General features: G+C 59.1%; 17 protein-coding genes and 2 rRNA genes (1 of these 19 running past the window's edge). 8 read left to right on the forward strand and 11 right to left on the reverse strand.

Features of this window, described 5'->3' with window-relative positions:
- The 6 genes from H3T93_RS08705 to H3T93_RS09205 form a co-directional block, all read left to right on the forward strand.
- Positions 1-1,643, forward strand: a 23S ribosomal RNA gene (locus H3T93_RS08705) (it extends 1,613 nt beyond the left edge of the window).
- A 169-nt stretch (positions 1,644-1,812) separates the two neighbouring features.
- Positions 1,813-1,929 (forward strand): 5S ribosomal RNA (gene rrf / locus H3T93_RS08710).
- Positions 1,930-2,233: 304 nt separating this feature from the next.
- On the forward strand, positions 2,234-2,899 hold the full coding sequence (locus H3T93_RS08715) for an NAD(P)H-binding protein (protein WP_144178656.1): 666 nt from the start codon (positions 2,234-2,236) through the stop codon (positions 2,897-2,899).
- A 188-nt stretch (positions 2,900-3,087) separates the two neighbouring features.
- Positions 3,088-3,840: a tyrosine-protein phosphatase gene (locus tag H3T93_RS08720; RefSeq protein ID WP_144178654.1), complete on the forward strand. Its 753-nt coding sequence runs from the start codon at positions 3,088-3,090 to the stop codon at positions 3,838-3,840.
- Positions 3,841-3,908: 68 nt separating this feature from the next.
- On the forward strand, positions 3,909-4,847 hold the full coding sequence (locus H3T93_RS08725; RefSeq protein WP_110424647.1) for an aldo/keto reductase: 939 nt from the start codon (positions 3,909-3,911) through the stop codon (positions 4,845-4,847).
- A 218-nt stretch (positions 4,848-5,065) separates the two neighbouring features.
- On the forward strand, positions 5,066-5,317 hold the full coding sequence (locus H3T93_RS09205; RefSeq protein ID WP_046322106.1) for a hypothetical protein: 252 nt from the start codon (positions 5,066-5,068) through the stop codon (positions 5,315-5,317).
- 212 nt (positions 5,318-5,529) lie between these two features.
- On the opposite strand, the gene H3T93_RS08730 is transcribed toward H3T93_RS09205, so the two are convergent.
- The 10 genes from H3T93_RS08730 to H3T93_RS08775 all read right to left on the reverse strand — a co-directional run bounded on the left by H3T93_RS08730 (position 5,530) and on the right by H3T93_RS08775 (position 18,148).
- On the reverse strand, positions 5,530-6,348 hold the full coding sequence (locus H3T93_RS08730; RefSeq protein WP_144178652.1) for a nitroreductase family protein: 819 nt from the start codon (positions 6,346-6,348) through the stop codon (positions 5,530-5,532).
- 106 nt (positions 6,349-6,454) lie between these two features.
- Positions 6,455-6,595 (reverse strand): hypothetical protein, encoded by a 141-nt coding sequence (locus H3T93_RS08735; protein ID WP_186364005.1) that lies wholly within the window; start codon positions 6,593-6,595, stop codon positions 6,455-6,457.
- Between the two features lie 227 nt (positions 6,596-6,822).
- Complete coding sequence (locus H3T93_RS08740; protein WP_144178650.1) at positions 6,823-7,077, reverse strand: nuclear transport factor 2 family protein; 255 nt, start codon at positions 7,075-7,077, stop codon at positions 6,823-6,825.
- 121 nt (positions 7,078-7,198) lie between these two features.
- Positions 7,199-8,041: a formate/nitrite transporter family protein gene (locus H3T93_RS08745; RefSeq protein ID WP_232348794.1), complete on the reverse strand. Its 843-nt coding sequence runs from the start codon at positions 8,039-8,041 to the stop codon at positions 7,199-7,201.
- A 119-nt stretch (positions 8,042-8,160) separates the two neighbouring features.
- Positions 8,161-10,986, reverse strand: coding sequence for an ABC transporter ATP-binding protein/permease (locus tag H3T93_RS08750; RefSeq protein ID WP_144178648.1), 2,826 nt, complete (start codon positions 10,984-10,986; stop codon positions 8,161-8,163).
- A 103-nt stretch (positions 10,987-11,089) separates the two neighbouring features.
- Positions 11,090-14,548: an FtsX-like permease family protein gene (locus H3T93_RS08755; protein WP_144178646.1), complete on the reverse strand. Its 3,459-nt coding sequence runs from the start codon at positions 14,546-14,548 to the stop codon at positions 11,090-11,092.
- A gap of 2 nt (positions 14,549-14,550) precedes the next feature.
- Positions 14,551-15,252: an ABC transporter ATP-binding protein gene (locus tag H3T93_RS08760; RefSeq protein ID WP_144178664.1), complete on the reverse strand. Its 702-nt coding sequence runs from the start codon at positions 15,250-15,252 to the stop codon at positions 14,551-14,553.
- 163 nt (positions 15,253-15,415) lie between these two features.
- Entirely contained in the window at positions 15,416-16,867 is a 1,452-nt protein-coding gene (locus H3T93_RS08765; RefSeq protein WP_186364004.1) for an ABC transporter ATP-binding protein, read from the reverse strand.
- Complete coding sequence (locus H3T93_RS08770) at positions 16,845-17,543, reverse strand: energy-coupling factor transporter transmembrane component T (RefSeq protein WP_045923762.1); 699 nt, start codon at positions 17,541-17,543, stop codon at positions 16,845-16,847. Before H3T93_RS08770 ends, H3T93_RS08765 begins: the two co-directional genes overlap by 23 nt.
- Positions 17,540-18,148: an MptD family putative ECF transporter S component gene (locus H3T93_RS08775; RefSeq protein WP_015021078.1), complete on the reverse strand. Its 609-nt coding sequence runs from the start codon at positions 18,146-18,148 to the stop codon at positions 17,540-17,542. The genes H3T93_RS08770 and H3T93_RS08775 overlap by 4 nt, the downstream gene beginning before the upstream one ends.
- A 219-nt stretch (positions 18,149-18,367) precedes the next feature.
- Between H3T93_RS08775 and H3T93_RS08780 the strand changes: the two genes are divergently transcribed.
- Positions 18,368-20,248 carry an ABC transporter ATP-binding protein/permease gene (locus H3T93_RS08780; protein ID WP_144178642.1) on the forward strand — a complete coding sequence of 627 codons (1,881 nt, stop codon included), beginning with the start codon at positions 18,368-18,370 and terminating at the stop codon, positions 20,246-20,248.
- A 4-nt stretch (positions 20,249-20,252) separates the two neighbouring features.
- Positions 20,253-21,980 (forward strand): amino acid ABC transporter ATP-binding/permease protein, encoded by a 1,728-nt coding sequence (locus H3T93_RS08785; RefSeq protein WP_186364003.1) that lies wholly within the window; start codon positions 20,253-20,255, stop codon positions 21,978-21,980.
- Positions 21,981-22,287: 307 nt separating this feature from the next.
- On the opposite strand, the gene H3T93_RS08790 is transcribed toward H3T93_RS08785, so the two are convergent.
- Entirely contained in the window at positions 22,288-24,321 is a 2,034-nt protein-coding gene (locus H3T93_RS08790; protein WP_144178639.1) for a DNA/RNA helicase domain-containing protein, read from the reverse strand.
- Positions 24,322-24,364 lie beyond the last annotated feature (43 nt).

Consider the following 24,364-nt stretch of genomic DNA (forward strand, 5'->3'; position numbering starts at 1 on the left):
GGCGTAGTCGAATGGATGAAGGAGTCGATATTCTCCTACCGGCGTCAAGCCGTCCAATCCAAGACGCGGAAGCGTGCCCTTACCTGTGTCGGGTGGCGGTCTTCGGACCGTCCGATGGCATGGGACCGGCGTGTGGATGCGTGGCGGGTAGCGCGGGAGTGACACGGAACGGGAGCCGGGCCGCGGTGGTGGTTGTCCGTGGTCAAGCATGCGGCGCGTCGGGCAGGCAAATCCGCCCGGCATGAGCGTGAGGTGTGATGATGGGGGGTCTTGTGCCCCGAATCCGGTGTGCCGTTCCGTCGAGAAAAGCTTCGGCGTGAGGAGTGGCGCCGCCCGTACCCCAAACCGACACTGGTGGTCAGGTAGAGTATACCAAAGCGATCGAGCGAATCCTGGTCAAGGAACTCGGCAAATCACTCCCGTGCCTTCGGTATAAGGGAGGCCCCTGCCGGTGAGGCGCTTCACGCGCGGAGCCGGCGGGGGCGGCACAGACCAGGGGGTAGCGACTGTTTACCAAAAACACAGGTGCATGCGAAGACGTAAGTCGCTGTATATGCACTGACGCCTGCCCGGTGCCGGAAGGTTAAGAGGATCCGTCATCCCTCTTCGGAGGGGGCAGCGGTGAATTCAAGCCCCGGTAAACGGCGGTGGTAACTATAACCATCCTAAGGTAGCGAAATTCCTTGTCGGGTAAGTTCCGACCTGCACGAATGGCGTAACGACTTCCCCACTGTCTCGACCAGGAGCTCGGCGAAATTGCAGTACGAGTAAAGATGCTCGTTAAGCGCAGAAGGACGAAAAGACCCCGGGACCTTTACTATACCTTGGTATTGGCGTTAGGTGCGGACTGTGTAGCATAGGCGGGAGGCTTCGAAGCGGGTGCGCCAGCATCCGTGGAGCCGGAATGTGAAATACCGCTCTGTCCTCATCTGGCCTCTAACCTCGGCCGGTCATCCCGGCCAGGGACAGTGCCTGGCGGGTAGTTTAACTGGGGCGGTTGCCTCCCAAAGAGTAACGGAGGCGCCCAAGGGTTCCCTCAGCCCGGTTGGCAATCGGGTGTTGAGTGCAATCGCACAAGGGAGCTTGACTGCGAGACCGACGGGTCGAGCAGGGACGAAAGTCGGAGATAGTGATCCGGTGCCGGCGTACGGACGCGGCATCGCTCAACGGATAAAAGGTACCCCGGGGATAACAGGCTGATCATCCCCAAGAGTCCATATCGACGGGATGGTTTGGCACCTCGATGTCGGCTCGTCGCATCCTGGGGCTGGAGCAGGTCCCAAGGGTTCGGCCGTTCGCCGATTAAAGCGGCACGCGAGCTGGGTTCAGAACGTCGTGAGACAGTTTGGTCTCTATCCTCTGCGCTCGTTGGAATCTTGAGGAGCCCTGCCCATAGTACGAGAGGACCTGGGTGGACGAACCTCTGGTATGCCGGTTGTCGCGCCAGCGGCACGGCCGGTTGGCTACGTTCGGATGGGATAACCGCTGAAAGCATCTAAGCGGGAAGCCCCCTCCAAGATAAGGATTCCATGAAGCCCCCGGGCTTCTGAAGACCCCATGCAGAACACATGGTCGATAGACCGGACGTGGACACCCCGCAAGGGGCGGAGCCGACCGGCACTAATGGTCGAAGACAACACAACACCCACCCCTTACAGGGGTGGCGGCATCAACCCTGCTGCGAAGCCTGCCTGCGGCAATATGCACGAACATTCGCAGGCGATCGAAGAACACGAGACACGCGTCCACCATCCGGTCCCCAAGCCGCCAGGACACCCCGACCCCCCACGGGATCGGATGCAATTGAAGATTCGCGGCGGTCATGGCCTGGGGGAGACGCCCGGTCCCATTCCGAACCCGGAAGCTAAGACCCAGCACGGCAATGGTACTGCACCCGGAAGAGTGTGGGAGAGTAGCACACCGCCGCCACAACACGAAAAAAAGGGAGGTATTCTCAGGAGACAGTTCCTGAGGATACCTCCCTTTTCTTATACCTGTCTCAGACCCAGACTCCATGATTCCAGCCACCCTGCACAAAGACGCACGCCAAGCAGGGGAACATGGTTAATCGGGACAAGTAAGGTTGCCTTTCACTTGGGCAGTCTGCGATTTGATCTTCGGGAGCACTGATGCCGCAACTGTCCTTCACTTTGCCACCTGTTATTTATGGTCTAGGACACCTAAAATGAAAACAGCCAAATCAGGCGCGTAAATACATAGGCGAAGAAAGCGGATGAGCATGGGCAAAAGAATCATTCTTGTAGGAGCTACCGGCAGAGTGGGTGCATTGACACTGGAGGATCTGGTCAAAGCCGGCCATGAGGTGGTGGCCTGCGCACGAGGAGCCTCGAAGATTCCGGCCAGCCGGCAGGTGGAGCCTACGACCCTGGATCTGCATGACCCGCTCCCCCAGGTAACCGACGTGTTCCGCAAGATGCATGCGGACGCCGTTGTTTTCACTGCTGGTTCGCGTGGCAAAGACATCAACCAGATCGATGCCCTGGGAGCAATGAAGACCATAGAGGCCGCCAAAGCGGTCGGCATCACCAGGTACGTCATGTTGGGGGCCATGTATGCAGCCGACTGGCTGCGCTGGGAGCAGCCCCAGGTCAAGCCTGCCATTGATGCCCTCGCCGATTACTACGTGACCAAGAACATGGCGGACCAGTACCTGATCGGCTCCGGACTGGACTACACCATCATCGAGCCGGGCAGCCTGACCGAGCAGAAGGGCACCGGAGTCATTCAGGTAGAGCCAGACGGGCCCGGACCCATACCGATCCCCGATGTGGCACAATGCCTGGCCGACTGCGTTGACCTGCCGCAGACCGTAGGCCGGATCTACAACATCGTCGGAGGCAGCACTCCCATCAGACATGCCCTCACCGCAAAGCGGTGACAGAAACCCATCTAGTTCCTCGACAGCGGCTTTTGACGCCAACCATAGTGTGTCTGCATAGCAACAGGGATGGTACCTTGGGTGCAATGCTTGTTGCTTGTTGATTGTGCGCTGGTACACCGGGCTCCTGTTATTTTTATGGAGGCGGGGGTGGCTTAGAGACAGGGCGGATATTAAGGAGGTCGTCGATGAACATTACCAATTTTCGTGATCTGGGAGGTATACGGACCATTCATGGCCGTCTGGTCCGTCCCCATAAGTTCATCCGCTCCGGGCAATTAGTGGGTCTGGACGAAGAAACTAAGAGGGAGCTGGTCGACCGCTACCAGGTGACCCAGGTTGTGGACTTCCGCCGGCCTTTCGAGATACAGGAAAGTCCAGACGACCGGCTCGACGGTGTGACCTTTACCAACATTGATCTGCTGGAGCAAAGCGGCACCAACAGCGCCAGCCTGGACGATTTCGCCTCGATAGGTTCTGCGGATCAGGTCAACGGGCACATGCTGAATGTTTACCATGACCTGGTCATGAGTCCTGCGGCCCAGCAGGGGTATGGGAGGTTCCTGCGCATCGTCGTGGACAACACCCAAGGGGCCACTCTTTTCCACTGCTTTGCCGGCAAGGACCGGACCGGATTCGCCGCGGCACTGGTGCTCTGGCTGCTGGAGGTGGACGACGACCAGATATTCGCGGACTATCTGAAGACCAACCAAGAGAGGGTCGGGGCCAATAATCAACTGCTGGACCAATTCCGCGCCAAAGGCTTTGACCAGGATTCGTTGGATGCGCTACAAATTGCGCTCTGCGTCAAGAAAGAGTACCTGGCTCATGCCCAAGAAGCCATGGTCGAGGCCTACGGGGATGTCTTCGCCTATGCGCGTCAGGCTTTGGGGTTCGGGCCGGACCAGGTGGAGGCCCTGCGTAGCAACCTGCTGGAGTAGCCGCACCAGGCTGGAGGTAGCTGATACGGGTAGACTCGAGCTTAGACGTCAATCACGAGGAGGACATTGTGCGATACATGAATTTAGGACGGTCAGGATTCCGGGCCTCCCGTGTGGCCCTGGGGGTCATGCGGATCGATCAGAAGAGCCGCGAGGAGGCGCGGACCATTGTGGAGACGGCCATGAATGCGGGCGTGGACTTCTTTGATACAGCAGACTGCTACCATGCTGGGGCCAGCAGCCGCGCCCTGGGGCAGGCTCTGAAGGATCTGAGCGTAGACCGTGACAGCGTGGGCATCCAGACCAAGTTCGGCATTTTCCGCAACCCGGACAGCGACCAGATCACTCGCTATGACTTCTCCAAGGATCATCTGCTGAAAGCCCTGGATGAAGAGCTGGTCAATCTGCAGACCGACCATGTCGACTTCGTGCTGCTGCATCGCCCCGACACCCTGGTCGACTTGGACGATTTGGCTGAAGCCTTCAATGAACTGCAGTCCAGCGGGAAGGTTCGGCACTTCGGCGTCAGCAACGTCAACCCCATGCAGGTGGAGCTGCTGCAGAGCGCGGTAAGCCAGCGGTTGGAGGTCAACCAGCTGCAGTTCGGTCTGGGGCACACCGGCATGGTCGACCAGGAGATCCACGTCAATATGGGCGACGATCCCAGCCTGGACCACGATGGCGGTCTTCTGGCCTATTCACGGCTGAAGTCCATGACCATTCAGGCCTGGAGTCCCTTCCAGACCGGATACTTCGACGGGGTCTTCCTGGACAATCCCCACTACCCCGAACTCAATGCCGAGCTGGACAAACTGGCCAAGCAGCATGGAGTGACCAAGAGTGCAATCGCAGTGGCTTGGATTCTGCGGCACCCCGCCGGCATACAGGTGCTCCTGGGATCCATGAATCCTGAACGCATCACCCAGATGGCAGCTGGTGCAGATGTGGATCTGACCGCCCAGGAATGGTACGATCTCTATCTGAGCGCCGGTCACGACCTGCCCTGATCCCTGCCTGCTGTAGGGTCACTCACGTCCGTTCGGTTTCTGCCCTGCCGCTTCAGGTTATGAAGGATTGTGCTCTGCCAGTCTGATCTTGCATCAATCTTCTTGCATCATCGGTTTGCGTCATTTGGCAGGGCCTGTCTTATCGGGTATTGGGCGTCATGAGTGCAAAAGTACGCAGAAGGATAATTAGACCGGTTTCGAGGTAGTCGTACGCTGTCATGCATTATTTCACCCCACGACGTTGCGCTGCTACGTCCAAGATCATGTATCACGATCGGGCCAAGGCCCAGCAGGCCGCCGACCGCAGCATGGTCGAACGCAACGTTCTTCTGTGGGTCTACCGTTGCGATTACTGCGGAAGCTGGCATCTAACTAGCCATGAGCCGGGCTCCTACCAGCGTATGAGGACTGCCTCGCGAGCTTTGAAACCACACAGCCGCAAACGTGGGTACAAGCCTCGTCGAAGGTGAGGCAGCCATTGCCTGTTGCAAACCTGTATTCTTGGTGATTGCCAAGTTGATTCCGATTGATTCTGACGGCCCCAAGCAGCAAGATTGGATTCCACTGATCTCGCTACTTGGGGCCGATTGGATTTTGTCTATTCGCCTAAGGCTGGTGAACTAGGCGGGTGAACTTATCGGGTGGCCATTACGATTGACTGGCTAGCAGCAATTTCGTTGCTCTAGCAGGCTGGGTCGAATCCCTGTCGGCGGATCGAATCCAGCATGGGTTCATGGCCGGAGGCAGGGTTACGAACCTTGTCAGCCATCATGGCGCTGAATGAGCGGTGGGGATCGTCCATGTGCCGGATGTCTCGATAATAACGGGTGACCGTCTGGTCGAAGTCAGCCAGGGCATCCTTCATATCTGCATCGTCGTCGGCCCTCTGATAGGTGTTGGTGAAGATTTGCGCCTGACGAGGCATCCTGGGCTTGGGATCTGGATCCTGGGCCGGGTGGCCGATGGCAAGCCCCAAGACCGGATAGACCAGTTTGGGCAGCTTCAGCAGATCAATCAATCTGTTGGTGTCATTGATGACGCTGCCCAGAATGACTCCGCCCAGGCCCAAGGCGTTGGCTGCGGTCTCCATGGCGTGCAGGGCCAAGACCGCATCGTTCTGCGACTGCAGGAAGACATACCCGGTGTTGAGCAGGGTGGTATCGGGATCCACATCATCGGCGAAGCGTCGAACCAGATCTGCATTGCGACGCTGGTCGGCTAGGAAGATGTAGAGCAGCGGAGCTTCGGCGACATAGTGCTGATGGGCCATATCGGCGATGGCAAGCGCCTCATCATGATCAGTGACCCTGATGGCCGACCATTCATGGAAATACCGGCTGGTCGCTGCATGCTGGGCCGCCTGCTCCAGCAGGGCGACGGTTTGGTCGTCAACCGGCTCGTCGGTGAATCCACGGATGGAGCGTCGCTCAAGCAAGGTCCTTATGGTGGGATTGTCGGCTGGATTCGTGGCCGGGGTTTTCTGTGAATTTGCTAAGGTCATTTTGACATTCTGGCCGTCAATGCCTGCCGATGCAAGACTTTGTCGTCAAAATCACGCAATCAGCGTTATCGAGCACTGCCTGGTTGCCAGTCAGCATCCTATGCTTTCAGCGCTGGTGGCGGCGGTCAATCAGAGCCTGGGAACCACGCTCGAACAGGCCGGAGACCAGGGTGGTGACGGCTGCCGACAGAACGCCGAAGAGGAGACCGGGAGGCCCGGACCATTGTGAAGAAAGTCCTGAATGCATGAGTGGGTTCTCTTCCACACAGACGGATTGCCGAGCAGACTGCGATTATAACGTCAGCAAAACGACACGGCAGCAGCTGGATTCGTCTTGGCTCAACATATCAATGTTGCAGGCGTTTGGATGGTTGAGGAGGATTTTGGACTCAGCTTAAAAGAGGTATCCGTATCCTGGAGCGGTTGCGGCGTCTCCCTGCCTGCTTTGTTTTCGTTCTCTTATACCGCTGGAGGTCAGAAGAGACCGTTGCTGTTGCGGGATTGTACGCCTTTCACGTTGTGCTCGATGAGATCGATTAGCGGGTCAAGGGACAGGAAGCCCTTGATGGACTCCAGGAAACCCGCTTTCCCGTCGGCACAGGTTGGATTGTGCTGGATGTAGTCGTCCCGCATGAACCTGTCGATATTGCTGGTGTCTCCCCGAGTGAAGACCTGGTTGTAGAATGCCTGCACCAGGGACTTGTAGGCTGCCGTTTCAGTCTCGCTCATCAGGAATCTTCGTTTTCTGCTTATACATAGGTTTTCGAGTTTTTCATGATGGGTGACTTCGCTTAGGCTCGAATGCGCGTATAAAACCAAAGCAGGTGGATGGCGGCTGACGGGAAAGCTCTCAGGCCTTGAAGTGGCGCTCGTCGTTCATGGTGGCGAAGTTCAGACCAATCAGGATGCCACCGCCTATGTAGTTGCCCAGCATGGCCACCAGGACTACCAGGATTGCCTTCCAGGCGTTGACCCGCCCGAAGACGCCCAGGATGAGGAAGAGGGCCGAATCCGCTATTGAGTGCTCGAACCCACAGAAGGCGAAGACGAAGACGGCCACGACCATGATGATGCACTTGGTGAAGTCGTTGGAAAGCTTGCCGTTGTAGACCATGAGCATGGCGATGTTGATGCAGAAGTTGCACAGGATGCCGCGCACGAACAAGTCAGCGAAGCCCATGGGGCCGCCGGAGACGTAGCCGGTCTTGGTCGCCGCGGCCGCAAGCATCTGGTCCAGGGTGGGACCGCTGACGATGGATGAGAATCGCAGGATGACGGCCACGATCAGGGCTCCGGCCAGGTTGCCCAGAAGGCAGAGGACGAGGATCCTCAGGGAGGCCAGCCAGCCCAGGCGCTTGTGATAGGCGCCTATGGTGACCACCATCATGTTGGACGTCAGCAGTTCCGAGTTGGTGTAGTAGATCAGGACCAGGGCCCAGCCGAAGGTGGTCGCCGCCAGGACCCGGCCTGCCAGGATCAGGCCGTGGTCGGCGGGGTTCTGGCTGGCCTGGCCCATGATGACGAAGAAGGCCGTGAAGAAAATGCCCACAAAAAGGCCCGCCATGGTGGCTCGCTGCATGTACTTGCCGGTCAGGGCGCCGCTCATGGTCTTCTTGCTCTCGACCACGTCCAGGACGGTGCTGATAAAGGCCCGCCCGGGGAAGAGGGGCTGTCTCTTCTGTTGATCTGTCATCTGATTGGATTGCTCATTCACGGGGTTCATTATGGCATTCCTGAGTAAAGAGGGACCGCCCTTAGGGCCCGACTGTGCGGGAATTCACTTCTTTGCCGGTGTCACCCAATGCCACTGTCTCACTCGGTGCGCAGGGCGGTGGCAGGATCCTGCTTGGCCGCCTTCCGTGAGGGGATCAAGCCGCCGATCAGAGTCAGGACCACGCTCAGAATGACCAAGGCTATCCCGCCCGAGGCAGGTAGGGCTGCATTTACCTCGGTAGTCCCCATGAAGTGATGCATGATGCTGTTGGCCGGAATGATCAGCAGCAGGGTGATGCCCACTCCCAGCAAGCCGGCCAGAAGACCGATGAGGCCGGTTTCGGCGTTGAAGACGTTGGAGACGTTCCGCTTGGAGGCGCCCATGGCGCGGAGGATGCCGATCTCCTTGGTCCGCTCCAGAACCGATATGTAGGTGATGATGCCGATCATGATGGAGGAGACCACCAGCGAGACACCGACGAAGGCTATCAGCACGTAGGTGATGACGTTGATGATGGTGGTGACCGAATTCATCATCAGGCCCACGTAGTCGGTATAGACGATCCTGTTCTTCTCCGCGGCCTTGTTGTTGTAGTGCTTGATGGCGTCACCCACGGAATTCTTGTTCTCGAAACTGTCCGTGTAGATGCTGATGCGGGAGGGGGCGTCCCGGGAGATCAGGCCGAAGTCGCTCAGGTTGTCGGCGTAGGTGCCTGTGGAGACGTACTGGTTGTAGATGGCGACCAGGGCGTCCTGCGGGGCGGTGGCGATGTACTGGTCGAAGGCCTGGGCCGTCTGTTGCTCAGCTGAGGCCCCCGTGGGGATGCCTGCAGAACTTTGGGCTCTGGCAGCGGCCCCAGCCCGGCTCTGGGCCTCCTGGCCGGCCATGGCTGCCGAGCCTTTCATGATCTCCTGGGCCATGCTGGCCTTCTGGCTAACGCCCAACGATGCGATGTAGGCCTTGGCATCGTTGGCCTTGGCCGCATCGTCGGAGGGAGCGAAGGCCATCCCGTTGAGGACGCTGTGGCCTTGGTCAGCCTCCTGGTCGGTGACGATGGGGCTGGTCTTGGCCTGGTCAATCAGGTAATCGGTCAGCTGGCGGGTGTACCCGACGCCCACCTTGAGCGGCGTGGCCTTGGCCCCCTGGTTGGGGCGAACGATGCCGACGATGTGCAACTGCAGACCCTGGTCGGCGGCCTTGGACATCTGGTCGGTGCTGTCGCCGATGTAATAGTAGTGGCCGTCGGTCCCCTTGGCATACTGGTTCGCAGCGGGCACCAGGGAAAGCTTCTGGTCCATGGCCTTGGCGTATTCGATGGGCTTGGTGTCGACCTTGACCTCCTGGCCGCTGTTGAGCTTGTTCATCATGTCGGTGTACTGGCTGGAGGGGAGGATGCCCAGCTTGTAGAGGCTGGTGACGGGCATCTGGTTGTTCTTGTCCAGCACCAGGACCACCTGGTCCTTGGCCTTGGGCCAGGTGCCGTTCACCACCTGGTAGTTGTCGGTCACCACCTTGCTGATGGTGGTCTTGGCATCGGCCCCCGGCATGATTTCGCCGAAGATCTCCGGGGCCTTGTTCTTCTCGGTCTTGCCGGTCAGGTAGGACATCTGCATGGACTGGATGTCGCCCATGTCGCTGTCGGTGTTGGCCGTGGCCATCTGGCTGGCGGTGGAGCTGGCGTCGTCCTGCCCGCTCATAGTCACCTTGTCCGCAGAGACCAGCTTGCCGTCCGGATCGTGCCCGAAGACCGAAAACTTGGTGGCGTAGGAATACTGGATGCCAACGGACCCCACGTACTGGTGGATTTCGCTCTTGGGGTTGTCCAAGTATTTTTTGAAGTCAGTCAGATTGTTCTGGGTGATGCTGCTAGTAAGGCTGGAGGCCCCCTTGATGCTGGAGTCGTCCGGCTGGATGGCCTTGAGATTCTTGTGGGCCTTGGCCTCCTTCTGGGATTCCTGGGCGGAGTCCACTATCTTGTTCAGGTCGAAGGACTGCTCCTGAATGGTGATGGGGTAGGAGGTCATGGTCTCCCGCTGCACCCTGTCGATGTAGCGGTTGACCCCAGTGGATACGGACAGGATCAGGGCGATGCCGATAATGCCGATGGATCCGGCGAAGGCTGTGAGTGCAGTCCTGGCTTTCTTGGTTCGAAGATTGTTGAAACTCAACGACAAGGATGTCAGCAACCCCATGGAGGCCTTGCCGAAGGTGCGGTGGCGGGCCCGGCGAATGGGCACCTGGTCGTCGGGCAGGGGGTCGGAGTCGCTGATCACGGAGCCGTCGTGCAGCTCTACGATTCTGGTGGCGTACTGGTGGGCTAGCTCCGGGTTGTGGGTGACCATGACCACCAGCCGGTCCTGGGCCACCTCCTTGAGTAGGTCCATGATCTGGATGGAGGTCTCGGAGTCCAAGGCTCCGGTGGGCTCGTCAGCCAGGAGGATGCGGGGGTTGTTGACCAGGGCCCTGGCGATGGCCACCCGCTGCATCTGCCCGCCCGAGAGCTGGTTGGGTCGCTTGTTCACGTGCTGGCCCAGCCCCACCTGCTCCAGGGCCCTCCTGGCCCGCTCCCGCCGCTCCTGCCGGTGTACGCCCGAGATGGTCAGGGCCAGCTCAACGTTGGACAGGATGCTCTGGTGGGGGATCAGGTTGTAGCTCTGGAAGACGAAGCCCACGGTGTGGTTGCGGTAGGAGTCCCAGTCACGGTCCTTGTACTTTTTGGTGGAGGTGCCGTTGATGATCAGGTCGCCCTGGTCGTAGCGGTCCAGCCCGCCGATGATGTTGAGCAGGGTGGTCTTGCCGGAGCCGGAGGGGCCCAGGATGGCCACGAACTCGTTGTCGCGCAGGTTGACGCTGACATCATTCAAGGCCTGCTGGACGAAGTCCCCTGTTTTGTATTGTTTGGAGATGTGTTCGATCTGCAGCACCGTCGTCCTCCGCTTTCTGGATTCTCAATGGCTCAATGGCATGGACTTATGGACTCTTGGAGTGCCAGCTTACGCCATCAGCATGGGTAAATGCCGATATGGCCTAGTCCACCGACTTGAGGGCCTCCAGCATGTCCACATGCTTGAGCTTGTTGTTGACCATCCAGCCCAGGCCGGCCGTGATGACGGTGATCATGACCAGGGGCACGACGAAGGCCACCCAGCTGATGGAGGGGTCAAAGAGGACGTTGTCCGGAGGGACGGTGGTGATGATGTAGTGGTGCAGCCAGGCCCCGAACCCGTACCCGGCCAGGACGCCGATAGCCGATAGGAGGATGGTCTCCCGGTAGATGTACATGGTCACCTCGCGGTCGTAGAAGCCCAGCACCTTGATAGTGCTCAGCTCGCGGATCCGCTCCTCCACGTTCAGGTTGGTCAGATTGTAGAGGATGACCAGGGCCAGCAGGGTGGCCACGATGATCAGCACCTGCATGATCATGTTCAGGGACGTGACCACGGTGTCAATCTGGCTCATCAGGGTCGTGTTTTGCACCACTCCCTGGATCCCGTCGATCCGCATGAAGGAGGCGGCCTGTCTTCTGGTGTTCTCCGCGCTGGAGTCCTTGAAGGTGACTAGGTGGGCGTTGGGCGAGAAGTCCTGGTGGAAGACGGTCCTGTAGGCCGATGGGCTCATGAAGACGAAGTGCCCCAGGTACATCTCGCAGATTCCATCCACCCGCATGGTTCTGTTCCTGCCACCTGAATCCTGCAGGGTGATTCTGTCGCCGGTCTTGGTCCCTGTCAGCTGAGCGATTCGCTCGGAGAGGATCACACCGTCGCCCTTGAGGTTCAGGGGCTTGTGCCTAGACCGGGTGTTTATGCGGATGAAGTCGTCCAGGTGCTCGGCGTTGGCCGGCGCGATCATGGTGATGGACTGCTTGTCGGCGTTGTGGCCGGCCGTCTTGCTCATCTCCTCGTAGCGCACGTTCAGGGAACGGCTCACATCTGGCTTTTCCAGCCGTTTTTTGATGGATTGACGCTGGTCGGTGGTTGCCTGGCTGTTCTCGGCAGCGATCAGGTCGTAGCGAATGACTTGGCCGAATTGGTGCTCGTTGATGGCCGAGATGGACCCCTGCACACCGAATCCTGCCATCAGGAGGGCCACCGATCCGCAGACTCCGAAGATGGTCATCAGCATCCGCTGCTTGTAGCGGAAGATGTTTCGGGCGGTGACCTTGTGGGTGAAGTTGAGCCGGTTCCAGATCAGGGGGATGCGCTCCAGGAAGATCTTTGATCCGGCGCTGGGGGGCTTGGGCAGGAGGAGGGCCGACGGCTTCTCGCGCAGCTCCCGCCAGGCGCTCAGGAAGGCCGGAACCACGGCGCTCAGGAAGGCCAGCAGGCAGGCCAGAAGGGTGATGGGCAGGTGGAAGCCGTAGTGGATGGGCGGCATGTCGAAGGCATGGGCATAGGCCTGGTAGACGATCCAGGGTAGGAGGGTGTGGCCGGTGATGATACCCAGAAGCGCGCCCAGGGCGGAAGCCGCTCCGCCATAAACCAGGAACTTGGCCATGACATCCCGGTCCCTGTAGCCCAGGGCCTTGAGCGTTCCGGCGTTGATCCGCTCCTCGTCCACGAAACGCGTCATGGTGGTGAAGGTGACCAGGGCAGCAACCAAATACATAAAGTAGGGGAAGACCTTGGCCAGCGAGTCCACGATGAAGGAGACGGATGCGTAGACCTTGTAGCCCTCTGAGCCGGGCGCTTCACGGCGTGAGTCCAGGGCGTAGACCGGCTTTTCCAGACGGCTCAGCTGGTCGGCCGCCTGGTTCAGCTTCTTCTGGGAGTCGTCGATCTTCTTCTGGGCGTCCGGGCTCTCCCTGTTGAACTTGTCCAGTTTGGTCTGGTATTCCGCGGTTTTCTGATCCAGGGTGGCCTGGGCCTGGTCAATCTGCCCCTGGGCCGAGGCGCGGCTGCTGGCCAGCTGTTGCCGGGCCTGGGCTATCTTGGCCTTGCCTTGACCCAGCTGAGCTGAGGCTTGGTCAAGCTGTGCCTTGCTCCGGGCCAGTTGGCGCTCGCCTTCCGCAACTTTGGTCCTTGCCTGGGCCAACTCCCGGCGCTTTGCGTCCAGGGTCTGCTGGTTGGTCGCAACCTGGGCCATGCCGGGTGTGTACTGGTTGGTCATGAAGGCATCGCGGCCCGCCTTGGCCTTGGCCGCCAGGGCGTCGATTTGCGGTGATTGCCGGTTGAGCTCGGTCAGCTGCGCCTGAAGCCCGGCCTTCTTGCGGTTGAGCTCCTCCTGCTGCTGGGGGGTCAGCCCGGGTGTGGCCAGTTGGGCGTCGATGGTCTGAATGAGGCCGGTGACCTGTGCAATGCCCTGTCTGCATTGCTTCTGCGCTTCCTGGGCCTGGGCCACAGCCTGGTCGGCCTGGGCCTTGCCACCCTCCAGCTGCTGGCGGGAACCATCAAGCTTGGCCTGCCCCTGGTCGATGGCCTGCTGCCCGCGATCTGCCTGCTGCCTGCCCTGGGCCACCTGGCTGGCGGAGGACTGGTACTGCTTCTGCTTTCGGGCCAGCTCGGCCGAGCTCAGGTCTATCTCCTGCTGTCCTTGGTCGATGGCCGCCTGGGCCTGTACCGTCTTGGCGGCCAGTTGGTTCTTTGCGGACTGGATGCTCTGGCCACCCCGGTCCAGATCCTTCCTGGCCTGGTCCAGCTGCTGCCGGTTTCTCTCAAGTTTGTCTTTGGACTGGTTCACCTGGTCCTGCCCCTGGTCCAGCTTCTTCTTTAGGGGGGCCTTGATGGCGTTCAGCCTGGCGGCGGGGCGTCCTGACAGGATCCGGTTCAGGTCGTCCTTGTGGGTTTGCAGGGCCTGGATGTACCGGTCGGAATAGTGGTCCCTGATTCGGTCCAGATCCTTGAAGGTCAGGCGGGCGATCATGTACTCGTCCGAGTCGAAGGCCTTTGGCGTGGTCACTGCGTAGGAGTCCAGGGATCCGGATCCGGCTGTGGAGGGACCCATGTTGACCTTGCTCAGGATTTCGGTTGACCTGACCGTGCCTACCACGCGCAGCTTGTGGTGCTTCAAGACCCTTCTGCCCAGCTGGTCAGCCTTTTCGTCCACCTGGATGCTGCTGCCGATGGGGTGGCTCTCACCCAGGGCCGTGTCGACCGCTATCTGGTCGGGTCTGGTCGGCATGGATCCATCGACCAGTTCGTAGGTGGAGATCCGGTCGGGGGCGGAGTAGATGCGCAGGCTCTTGTCGGTGCCCTTGAGCACCACATCTTTCAGATACCCGTATTCGATTCCCGAGTTGCCGGGGGCGGTGTCGATGGCATCCCGATCCTCCTGGTCCAGCCCGTAGCTGCTGATGACCATCAGGTCGGCCAGATGGTGGTTGGACAGGTAGGAGTTGCCGGCCTGCCGCATGTCCGGTCCGGTCACGCTCAGCCCGACCAGGGCGAAGGAACCCAGCGCCACCAGGCATACGATGGAGATGAACCGTCCCAGGGACTTGCGCAGGGAGACCCGGATGTCGTGCCAGAGCACCTTCCTGACGGGCTGCATCCTCACCACTCCACGTTTTCGATGTCTTCAGGGCTGTCATTGGTCTGCACGGCCTGGACCCTAGCGTCGTGCATGCGGATGACCCTGTCGGCGATGGGGGCGATGGCCGCGTTGTGGGTGACGATGACCACGGTGGCGCCATTCTTGCGGCACTGGTCTTGGAGGATGCGCAGCACCTGTTTGCCGGTCCGGTAGTCCAAGGCTCCGGTGGGTTCGTCACAGAGCAGGATCTTGGGGTTCTTGGCCACGGCCCGGGCGATGGCCACCCGCTGCTGTTCCCCGCCGGAAAGCTGGGCGGGGAAGTTGTCGATCCGGTCGCCCAGGCCCACGTCGACCAGGGTCTGGACAGGGTCGGCGGCATCGTCCACGATCTCCGAGGCCAGCTCCACGTTCTCCCTGGCGGTCAGGTTGGCCACCAGGTTATAGAACTGGAAGACGAAGCCCACGTCGTAGCGGCGGTAGGTGGTCAGCTGCCGGGCGTCGTAGCCGGCGATGTCCTTTCCGTCCACGATCACCTGGCCCTCGTTGCAGGTGTCCATGCCGCCCAGAATGTTCAGCACGGTCGACTTGCCCGCTCCCGAGGCTCCGAGGATGACCACCAGCTCGCCCTTCTCGATAGAGAAGGTGACGGCATTGTTGGCCACGATGGTCGTCTCGCCGGTCACATACCGTTTCGTCTCTCCGATGACGTCGATATAGCCCATCATGCCCTCTCGTAACCCTGGCTGTGCGGCGGGGCCGTCCGACGCGAGGGACGCCCCCTGATGCTCTTTTCCCCACTACTGTATACGTTCGCGGGGTCCGGAACACAGGAGAACCGCCTGCAAGTCGGCGACATATTCACCCACTCTGCAAGGGTTCAGAGGCTCAGAGGGCTTGCAGGAGGTTGCCGAGTTTGCGGCTGTCCCTGACCGGTCTGCCCTGGCGGAAGGTGATGAACCGCTGGCAGGTCTGGGTCAGGAACTCCTGGTCGTGCGAGATGACGACCACCATGACCCCCAGGGAGCGCATGTAGCGGATCATCCCGGTCACCTGGTTCATGTGGAGCAGGTCCAGGCCGCTGGTGGGCTCGTCCAGAACCACCAGGCGCTTGCCCGACAGTATGGCGGCCGCGATGGCCACCCGTTGCTTTTCCCCGCCGGAGAGGGTGTTGGGGTGCCGGCCCAGGAGCCGCTCCAGGTCCAGCTTTCGTGCCACCTCCTCAAAGAGGTCGGTCCGTTTGGCCCCAAGGAGCATCTCGCCCTCCACGGTCTCGCTGAAGAGCTGGTAGTTGACATCCTGAAAGACCATGTAGGAGTCCTCGACACGCTCCCTGGCGGTCTGCTTGGTCCCATTCAGGCTGATTTCCGACCTGTCGCCAGGTTTGAGCAGTCCGGTCAGGACCGAGGCGAAGGTGCTCTTGCCGGCACCGTTGCGGCCGATGATGCCGGTGATGTCATCGCTGGACAGGGTCAGGTCGTCCACATCCAGGGCAGGAGCCTGGTCGTGATGGTAGGCATAGGTCAGGTTCCTGACCCGCAAGAGGTCGGGGGTCTTCTCGGTAGTGACCCTGGCTGGGGGGCTCGCATTCTCGGTCGCGTCCAGATTCAGTGCCCGCAGCCCCATGGCCTGGCGACTCGGGGCATCCAGCCCCCTCATGGCGGCCGGGGTCAGGTGCTCCGCCAGCCTGCCGTCCTTCATGACTAGGAAGTCGTCGGCCAGGCCGTCCAGGTAGTAGAGGCGGTGTTCGATCAGGACCATGGTCAGGCCCCGGTCCTTCAAGCGGCCCAAAATCTGCGCCAGACTGGCCACCGCTTCGACGTCCAGGTTGCCCGAAGGCTCGTCCAGGACCAGGATCTGCGGGTCCATCATGCAGGAGGAGGCGATGGCGATTATCTGCTTCTCGCCCCCGGAAAGGGAGAAAATGTCCCGGTCCATGAGCGGGCCGATGCCGAAGAGGTCAGCCAACTGGTCTATACGCTCCCGGATGGCCTCCGGCTGGACACCGGTGTTCTCCAGGGGGAAGGCCAGCTCGCTGCGGACGTCGGTGGTGAAGAACTGGGTCTTGGGGTTCTGGAAGACCGACCCCACCTGCTCCGAAAGCCGGTAGATGGGCCGGTCCGTGGTGGGCTCGCCCCCGATCAGGCACTCCCCCTCCAGCCTGCCCTCGTAGAGTTCGGGAATCAGGCCGTTGATGACCCTGGACAGGGTGGTCTTGCCGCAACCGCTCGGCCCGGTGACCACGGTAAGCCGTCCCTGACCCATCCGGCAGGAGACCTCCTTGAGGGATGGCTGGCTGGCGCCTTCGTAGGTGAAGCTAAGCCTGGAACATTGCAACATAGGCTCCACATCCCATAAGGACCAGGCCCAAGGCGCACATGAGCGCATCCAGTCCGGTGAAGGCAATCCGTTGGATGGAGGTCTTGGGCCCGGGGTCGCCGATCCCCCTGGTCAGGGCGGCCGAGGTCAGGTCGGAGGCCACATTGGTGGCGTTGTTGAGCAGGGGAACGTAGATGTACTCCATGGTTCGCATCGGATGCCGGACCATGTCCCCGGTGGTGACCGCGATCCCCCTGAACTTCATGGCCCGTCTGATCTGGGCATAGTCGTGCCTGACGGTCGGGAAGAAGCGGAAGAGGACGCTGACGGGGATGACCAGCCACTGGGGGGCGTGGATCTTGCGCAGCAGGTAGACCAGCTCCGAGACCTTGGTGGTGCCCATCATGAAGGCCGCGACCAGCACCAGGGGGAGGATCCTGCCCACGCCGACGAAGAGGAAGAGCAGGTAATGCCCCGGCAGGTTCTCGGGAAAGACCATGGCCAGGGAGGCGCCCAGGGCGAAGACCAGACAGACCAGAAGCCAGGCCTGGCCCTTTCTCACTCTGCCCACGATGACCTGGAAGCTGCAGAAGTAGATGTTGATGGCCAGGACCAGCGGAGTGGGGAGGGTGACGAAGATCAGGGCGTTGGCGAAGATGACCAGCAGGAATCTGGTGTAGATGGAGATGGGCCTCATTGCTTGGCGGGTATCCGGTTGAAATGCCTGTCGACGATCCTGGCGCCTATCCATGCACCGAGAAGGGCGCCGACCAGGGTGGCCAGGATGCAGACCAGGAAAGTGGCTCCGGTGATGGGTGCGAAGACCCCGTCGATGTACTCCTGGCTCTTGCCGCGGCGGACTAGGCTGGCCACATAGGCGTCCTTCATGAACCAGAGGGGTAGGACGGGGCCGGTGCAGCCGAAGGTGAGGATGACGTAGCTCAGGTAGCGGGCCAGGTTGGGGCGGCTCTCCCTGAGCGAGGACTGAACCAGGTCAGCCAGCAGGCCGCAGAAGGCGTAGGGGATGAAGGAGAGGGCGAAGTGGCCGAAGACCAGCAGGAATAGGCCCATGATGACGCCGACGATGGTGATGGCCCCGAACCTGGGCACGCGGCGGATCATCAGCATGTAGACCGGGCCGGAGACCAGCCCCACCACAGCGGGGATGAAGAGGGAGGACAGGCCGGGCATGACCAGGCCCGCCAGGAAGACGGTGATGAAGTTGCCCACTGCCATGCTGACGAAGTAGAGGGCAGTGAAAATACCGACGTTGACCAGGTCTTTTGTCTTCAGTGCTTTCATAAAGGATCGCTCCCGTCTGGGTGGCGGTCGCTCGGCCCTAGGCCATATCCGCCGATTTCAGGTTGTGCCGTCAAGTTTAGGAGGGCCGGGAGGGAAAGTAAATGATATTTTTTTATGCCTCTTGCCAGTGCTTCACAATCAGGGTATTGCCTGGCGCGCAGAGATTTTGTTAGTGTCCACTGAGAGGGGCGTATCAGAAAGGCGGCACGGAGGACAGGCATGATCAGCAAGCGACTACTTCATCTACCGGGAGCCAGGATGGGCGCCAGCCTCCTGCTGGCCCTCCTGCAGACGATCGGCGCGTTGGCGGAGGTGCTCCTCCTGCCGGTAGCCATCGCGGCCGTGGGCCGTTCCCTTGGCCTGCCTGTCCCTCATGCCCTTGCCTGGGTGCCTAATCGGCCCGGGCCTCTGGCGGTCTTGATAGGCGGGCTGATCCTGGTTCGGTTCCTGACTCAGGCGATCGCCAGGTCCGTAAGCGCCCGGCTGGCCGATGGGATGGGCAAGGCGCTCTCCCAGGCCCTGTACCTATCTGTGTTCGACCCCAATAGGCAGGAGGACGACCTGGGCGTTCCGGCGCAGACCCTGGCCAGGCTTTCGACCGAGGGGGTCAAGTCGGTCGTCTCCTACTTCACAGCTTATATTCCAGCTTTGGTCCAGACCGCCCTGATGCTGGTCGTGACCCTGGCCGTCCTCCTGCCTGTCAGCCCTTTGGCTGCGGTGATCGTCGTGATTGGCATGGTGGCCCTGCCGCTGGCTTCCAAGCCCACTATGGGCGAGAACATCAAGGTGCAGCTGGGCCAGCTGCGCAAGTACGACAAGGTCGGCGTCCACTTCGAGCATGCCCTGAGGGGGCTCAACACCTTGAAGATCTTCGGTGCAGACCAGCGGCAGGCCGACGATCTGGCCGAGGAGTCCGAGGGGTTCCGCCGGATAACTATGGGGGTCCTGGGCGGACAGCTGCGCTCGCTGATCAAGGCCGACGTGGTCATCTACACCAGTCTTATTCTGGCGGTTGCAGCTACGGTCCTGATCGGGCAGGACGGGCCCGCTCGAGTGTTGTCCTGCCTGGTTGTCGCCCTGGCTGGGGTCCGGCTCTTCGCCCCTGAGCGGCAGCTGGTCTATATGATGCATTCCGGCATGGTCGCCATCAAGCAGGGCAAGGCCATTGACGATATTCTCCAGGCGCGGCAGGGGAGCGACGGGGAGTCGGCGGCTCCGGGGACGACTCCTGAGTCACGCAAGAGTACGGGTTCGGATGTGGCTCCGGAAGCGAGTCTCGAAACTTCTGAGGAAGCAGTTCGGGAGTCTGACTCGGAATCCGCTTCGAAGCAAGCAGATCAGGCGGATATGTCTGGCGATGATTCGCTGGGCATCAGCGCTCGCGATTTGACCTACACCTATCCTGACGGCTTCCAGGCTCTGACCGATCTGAACTTCGATCTGCCTGCCAAGGGACATGTGGGCTTGGTCGGCGCTTCGGGCTCCGGCAAGAGCACCTTGGCGGGCCTGCTGTCCGGGCGCCTTCAGGGGTATGCCGGAGAGCTGTCCATTGGCGGGCGCCAGATCAGCGACCTGTCGCGCGAGGATCTGGTCGGCCTACAGACCGTGGTTCGGGGAACCGATCACCTCTTCACCGGGACCATCAGGTCGAATCTGGACCCGGCTGGACTGGGCTACTCGGATTGGGAGCTGCAGGATGCGCTGGATCAGGTCGGCCTGACCGGTCTTGTCCAAAGCAAGGGCGGACTGGACGCTCCTATCGACCCCGAGGGAGGCAACCTTTCCGGAGGACAGCGCCAGCGCCTATCCATTGCCCGCGGGCTCCTGCGGCATTCTCCCGTCTATATCTTCGACGAGGCCACCAGCGCCGTGGACCGCGAGCATGACGCTACACTGGCAGCCCTGATGGATGCGCTGGGCAAGGAGTCCCTGGTTCTGACCATCACCCACCGCCTGGCCGGGGTCCGCAATACCGATTCCATTCTATTCCTGCAGGAGGGTCGTCTGGTGGAGAGTGGTGGCTTCCGTGAACTGATGGATGCCGGGGGCGGATTTGCCGCCCAGTGGAAGGAGCAGGCCCAGTATGAGGACGGGGAGTGAAGACATGCAGCAGACGACCGGCAATCTGACGATGATGCGCCGCATGGCCCGGCTGATGAAGCCTCTGGCCGGTACGGAGGGCAAGGCCATCCTCTGCGGCAGCCTGGGCCACCTCTTCGCAGTCTGGAGCATGATGGCGGCCGCAGCGGCCCTGATCGGCCTGGTCGCGGACTGGCCTCCGTTGAATGGCCAGTGGGTCATTTGGGCCCTGGTGGCGGTCCTGACTGCTCTCAGCCGTGGGGTCATGGCCTATGGGGAGCAGTACTACAACCACGAGATGGCTTTCAGCATGCTCCGGGACATCCGCACGACGGTCTTCGACAAGATGCGGTCCCTTGCCCCGGCCGGCCTGCGGAACCAGGCGCGCGGGGACATGGTGACGGTGATTACCAACGACATCGAGCTGCTCGAGATCTTCTACGCCCATACGCTTTCGCCCATCGCCATCGCCCTGGTGACCTCTCTGGCCAATTTGGCCCTGCTCACCTGGCTCTCACCCTGGATGGGACTTGCCGCCCTGGTCTCCTACCTGATCGTCGGCCTGCTCATCCCCATCCTGAGCGCCAGGCCCACTTTCAAGGTGGCCATGCAGGAGCGGACGGCTCAGGCCAGCCTGCACTCCCTGCTTCTGGAGACCCTGCAGGGCCGCACCGAACTGGCTGGATTGGGGGCTCTTGGCAATACCCGCCATCGAGTGGGAGCCGCCACCGACCAGATGTTGGATGCCCGCGGGCGCACCTCTGGGCGGACCATCGCCAACGACATGGTCACCAATGTGGTCACTCTGATCTGCGCCGGAGCCTTCACGCTGATGGCCTGCCATCTAGGTTCGGCAGGGTTGGTGGATCCAGCCCGGGGAATGATCGGGCTGGTCGGCTTCCTCTCCTCCTTTGCTCCCTTGATACCTGTGGCTCGGCTAGGCGCTGGCCTGCAGCCTACTTTGGCTGCCGCTCGAAGGGTCTTCTCGCTTCTGGACAAGGAGCCGCCTGTACGTGAGGTGGAATCCGATGATGGGCATTCCCTGGAGGAGTTCACTGAAGAAGAGGCCAAGGCCGTCTCCTTCTCATACGCTGGCAAGACTGACCCAGGCAAGAATGACTCAGGTAAGCATGGCAGCAGGACTTCGGTTTTGGATAATCTGGATCTTTCCATCAAACCTGGCGAGTTGATCGGCATCCAGGGGGCCAATGGGGTTGGCAAGTCCACTTTGATCGACCTGCTGATGCGGTTCCAGGAGCGTAGCGGCGGGGACCTGACGGTTTCCGGCCTGCCTATCGAGACCATCCGCACCGCCGACCTGCGTGCCCAGCAGGCTCTGGTGAGCCAGGACACTTACATATTCAGTCTCACGCTGGCGGATAACATCGCCCTGGCTCGGCCCGATGCCAGCAGGACGGATATTGAGCAGGCGGCCCATGATGCCTGTCTGGATGATTTAATCGACCAGCTGCCTGATGGCTTGGATCATCTACTTGCCGACAACGGTTCGGACCTGTCCGAAGGGCAGCGGCAGCGGGTGGCATTGGCTCGCGCTTTCCTGAGCTCGGCGCCCTTCATGCTCCTGGACGAGCCCACCAGCAACATGGATGCTCTCTTGGAGGGCCGTGTCTTGACCAGGCTGATTGAGCGGAAGGGCGACCGTACCTGCCTGATCGTCTCTCACCGACCTTCGGTCCTTGCCCGAGCTGACCGGTTGCTGACACTGCAGGATGGAAGGCTAGTCTCTGTATGATTCCCCTATGAGTGGGAGAATCAATAAGTACTGGTGCAGATTTTTAGACATGCTATATAGCTACCGATGCAGATCGGCGACTATATCAGCTAATCAAAGGGCAGACCATTCTAGTCGCGGGCTTCCTCGTCAAGTCAAGGTTTGGGAAGTCAAGTCTTCGGTACTGTGACTGATTTGCAATAAGAACAATATTAATTCATCAAAACCTAGGTTGATGCCGCCCTTTACCCTGGCTATAGGCATCACGGCATTCACGAGTTTTGGGGTTCTGGGTGCGGCTTCAAAGCTCGCTGCAGCTGTTAACTGCTTAATGAATACCCATAACATCCTTGAAATGCTGTTCGAGGGCCTTGTCTTGGAAAAAGACCCTAACGCCATGAATGCCCCGAGTCAGTAAGACGTAGTAGATTCCGCGTATTTGTTGATCAACAGCTTGGTTGTAATGTTCGACGCCATACTGCTTTTTTTCATATTTAGGAATGCTACCTGCTATGTGTTTGTAATTTTCGGGTATCCCATGTACATGCTGTCCATCATATCCAATATCTCGTGCAACTATTACCCCTGCAAAGTCAAGATCTTGCCCTTGAACGGCGAATATGGATCCTACCTGGTGTCTATGCTTTTCTTCGGAAGATTCGTCGTATACGAAATCCTTATATGTGTCGTTCCAGGCCCAGCCGTTGACTGTACGGCCAGATTCATCTGTGTCGAACCAGACCTTTTTCCCGAGTTCTTTCTTGCGCCAATTATGTGTGTAGCCTGCTACTACTCGATTATGCGATCCAGGGTGCTGCTTCTTTTTTTCGTCAATATAATCAAATAGTTCCTGTATCGAGTTGACAATGCCGAAATAGGCATCAGTATCGTCGTCTTTTGTTCTGAATACTTCACGGTTGAAGTTGCTGTCGGTATCGAGCTGTAGAAAATATCGAATCCCTTTGACGAAATCCGTGCCTGAATCAAAGTTTTGGCCTTGGGGGCTGATTCTGTACTGATGCTCCAGACGATGAGGCATAAATTGTATGTCGTGATATCTACATTCTGTATCAGTAAACCGAAAATCAGATTCCCGTCCGATGGAACCGCTGTATACCCATTGATCTGGGTCATAGCAAATCACAACATTTCTGACTCTGCCGGTTAGCTTAAGGTAATGGAATAAATCAATATAGTCTGTGATTGGTTCACCGCTATATTTCAATTTCCCTGGCAGCTCACTATTGAAATACTTTGAAAGAGAAAAATCTATGGTATCGCCATTCTGGTCAATGGTTTTATAACCTTTTGTCCATTGAGTGCGAAAGCCGTTATTGGTTTTCCCGTACTTGCCTTCTTTGAAACTAGGAAGTCCGTGTCCTTCATCTACAAGAATGGTGCTGTAGCGAATATCCTTGGTGGGATCCGCTAATGCTTTAACGATATCTGCGGTGAAAGAGCCTATATTGTATATCCCTACATTGGCCATATGATACCGCTCTTCTACGTCTGCTCCTTCATTTTCAAAATTGCTTTGAAAAATAAGGGCGATTTGTCCGTTAGCGGGATCGTCTCTATCGGTTACTGTTTGTGCGCGCTTATCCAGCTCGGCAGCAATTTTAAAGAGCAGTAAGGTTTTCCCTGTTCCGGCCCCGCCAAGAATAATGTGGTTATTATCTGAGTTTTCAACAACATTATTTAGAATTTTTTGTTGTATTGAGTCGAGTCTGAGTCTAGGGGAGTACTTGCTGATCAATAGGTCTCGAATGCCGTCTGGTATGGTTTTATTGGAGCATCCGACTTCATGGAGTACATTCCATATTGAACTCAAGATTTCTGCCGTCTCGTCGGGAAAGTTATACGTATCGTTAGCGTTTACTTTTTCGGCTTTGCGGCCGCACATGTGGAAATTCGACACGAAAGTGCGAATCAAATGTTCAAACCTAGATGCGAAATTCTGGGACGTGGGTAAGTTGTCAATGATGTCGAGTTTTTTATCTGAATTTGATTGTGACCAATCAGCATCTGCAAGTTCTTCGACCAGAGCAGATTCAATAAATGAGATTGAGTCTTTGGTAATCGCTTTTCCGGTGACTAATAATAACCGGTGAGTCTGATTCAGATTATTTTCTGCGACTAGCTCTTGGAGTCGCTGATTTCCTGAGTTATCGGCTGATTCGCTCTGTGAACCAATGCATATATAGGAACGGTCACAATAGATAAAAAGCGCCATTTGCTTAGGGTCAGCGATTGTCGCTTTGCAAGGGGCACTATCAACCAAGCAGTATTTATCTTTTGGTGCTGACCCCAGATCGTAAATGCAGCTTCCACCTACGCGTTTAGCGAGTATTTTATCTGTCATTAGTCACTCCATATGTGTGGATAAACGAGTGTGGTCGTTCCTG

Source organism: Bifidobacterium sp. M0404, assembly GCF_016101415.1.
Lineage (GTDB): Bacteria > Actinomycetota > Actinomycetes > Actinomycetales > Bifidobacteriaceae > Bombiscardovia > Bombiscardovia polysaccharolytica.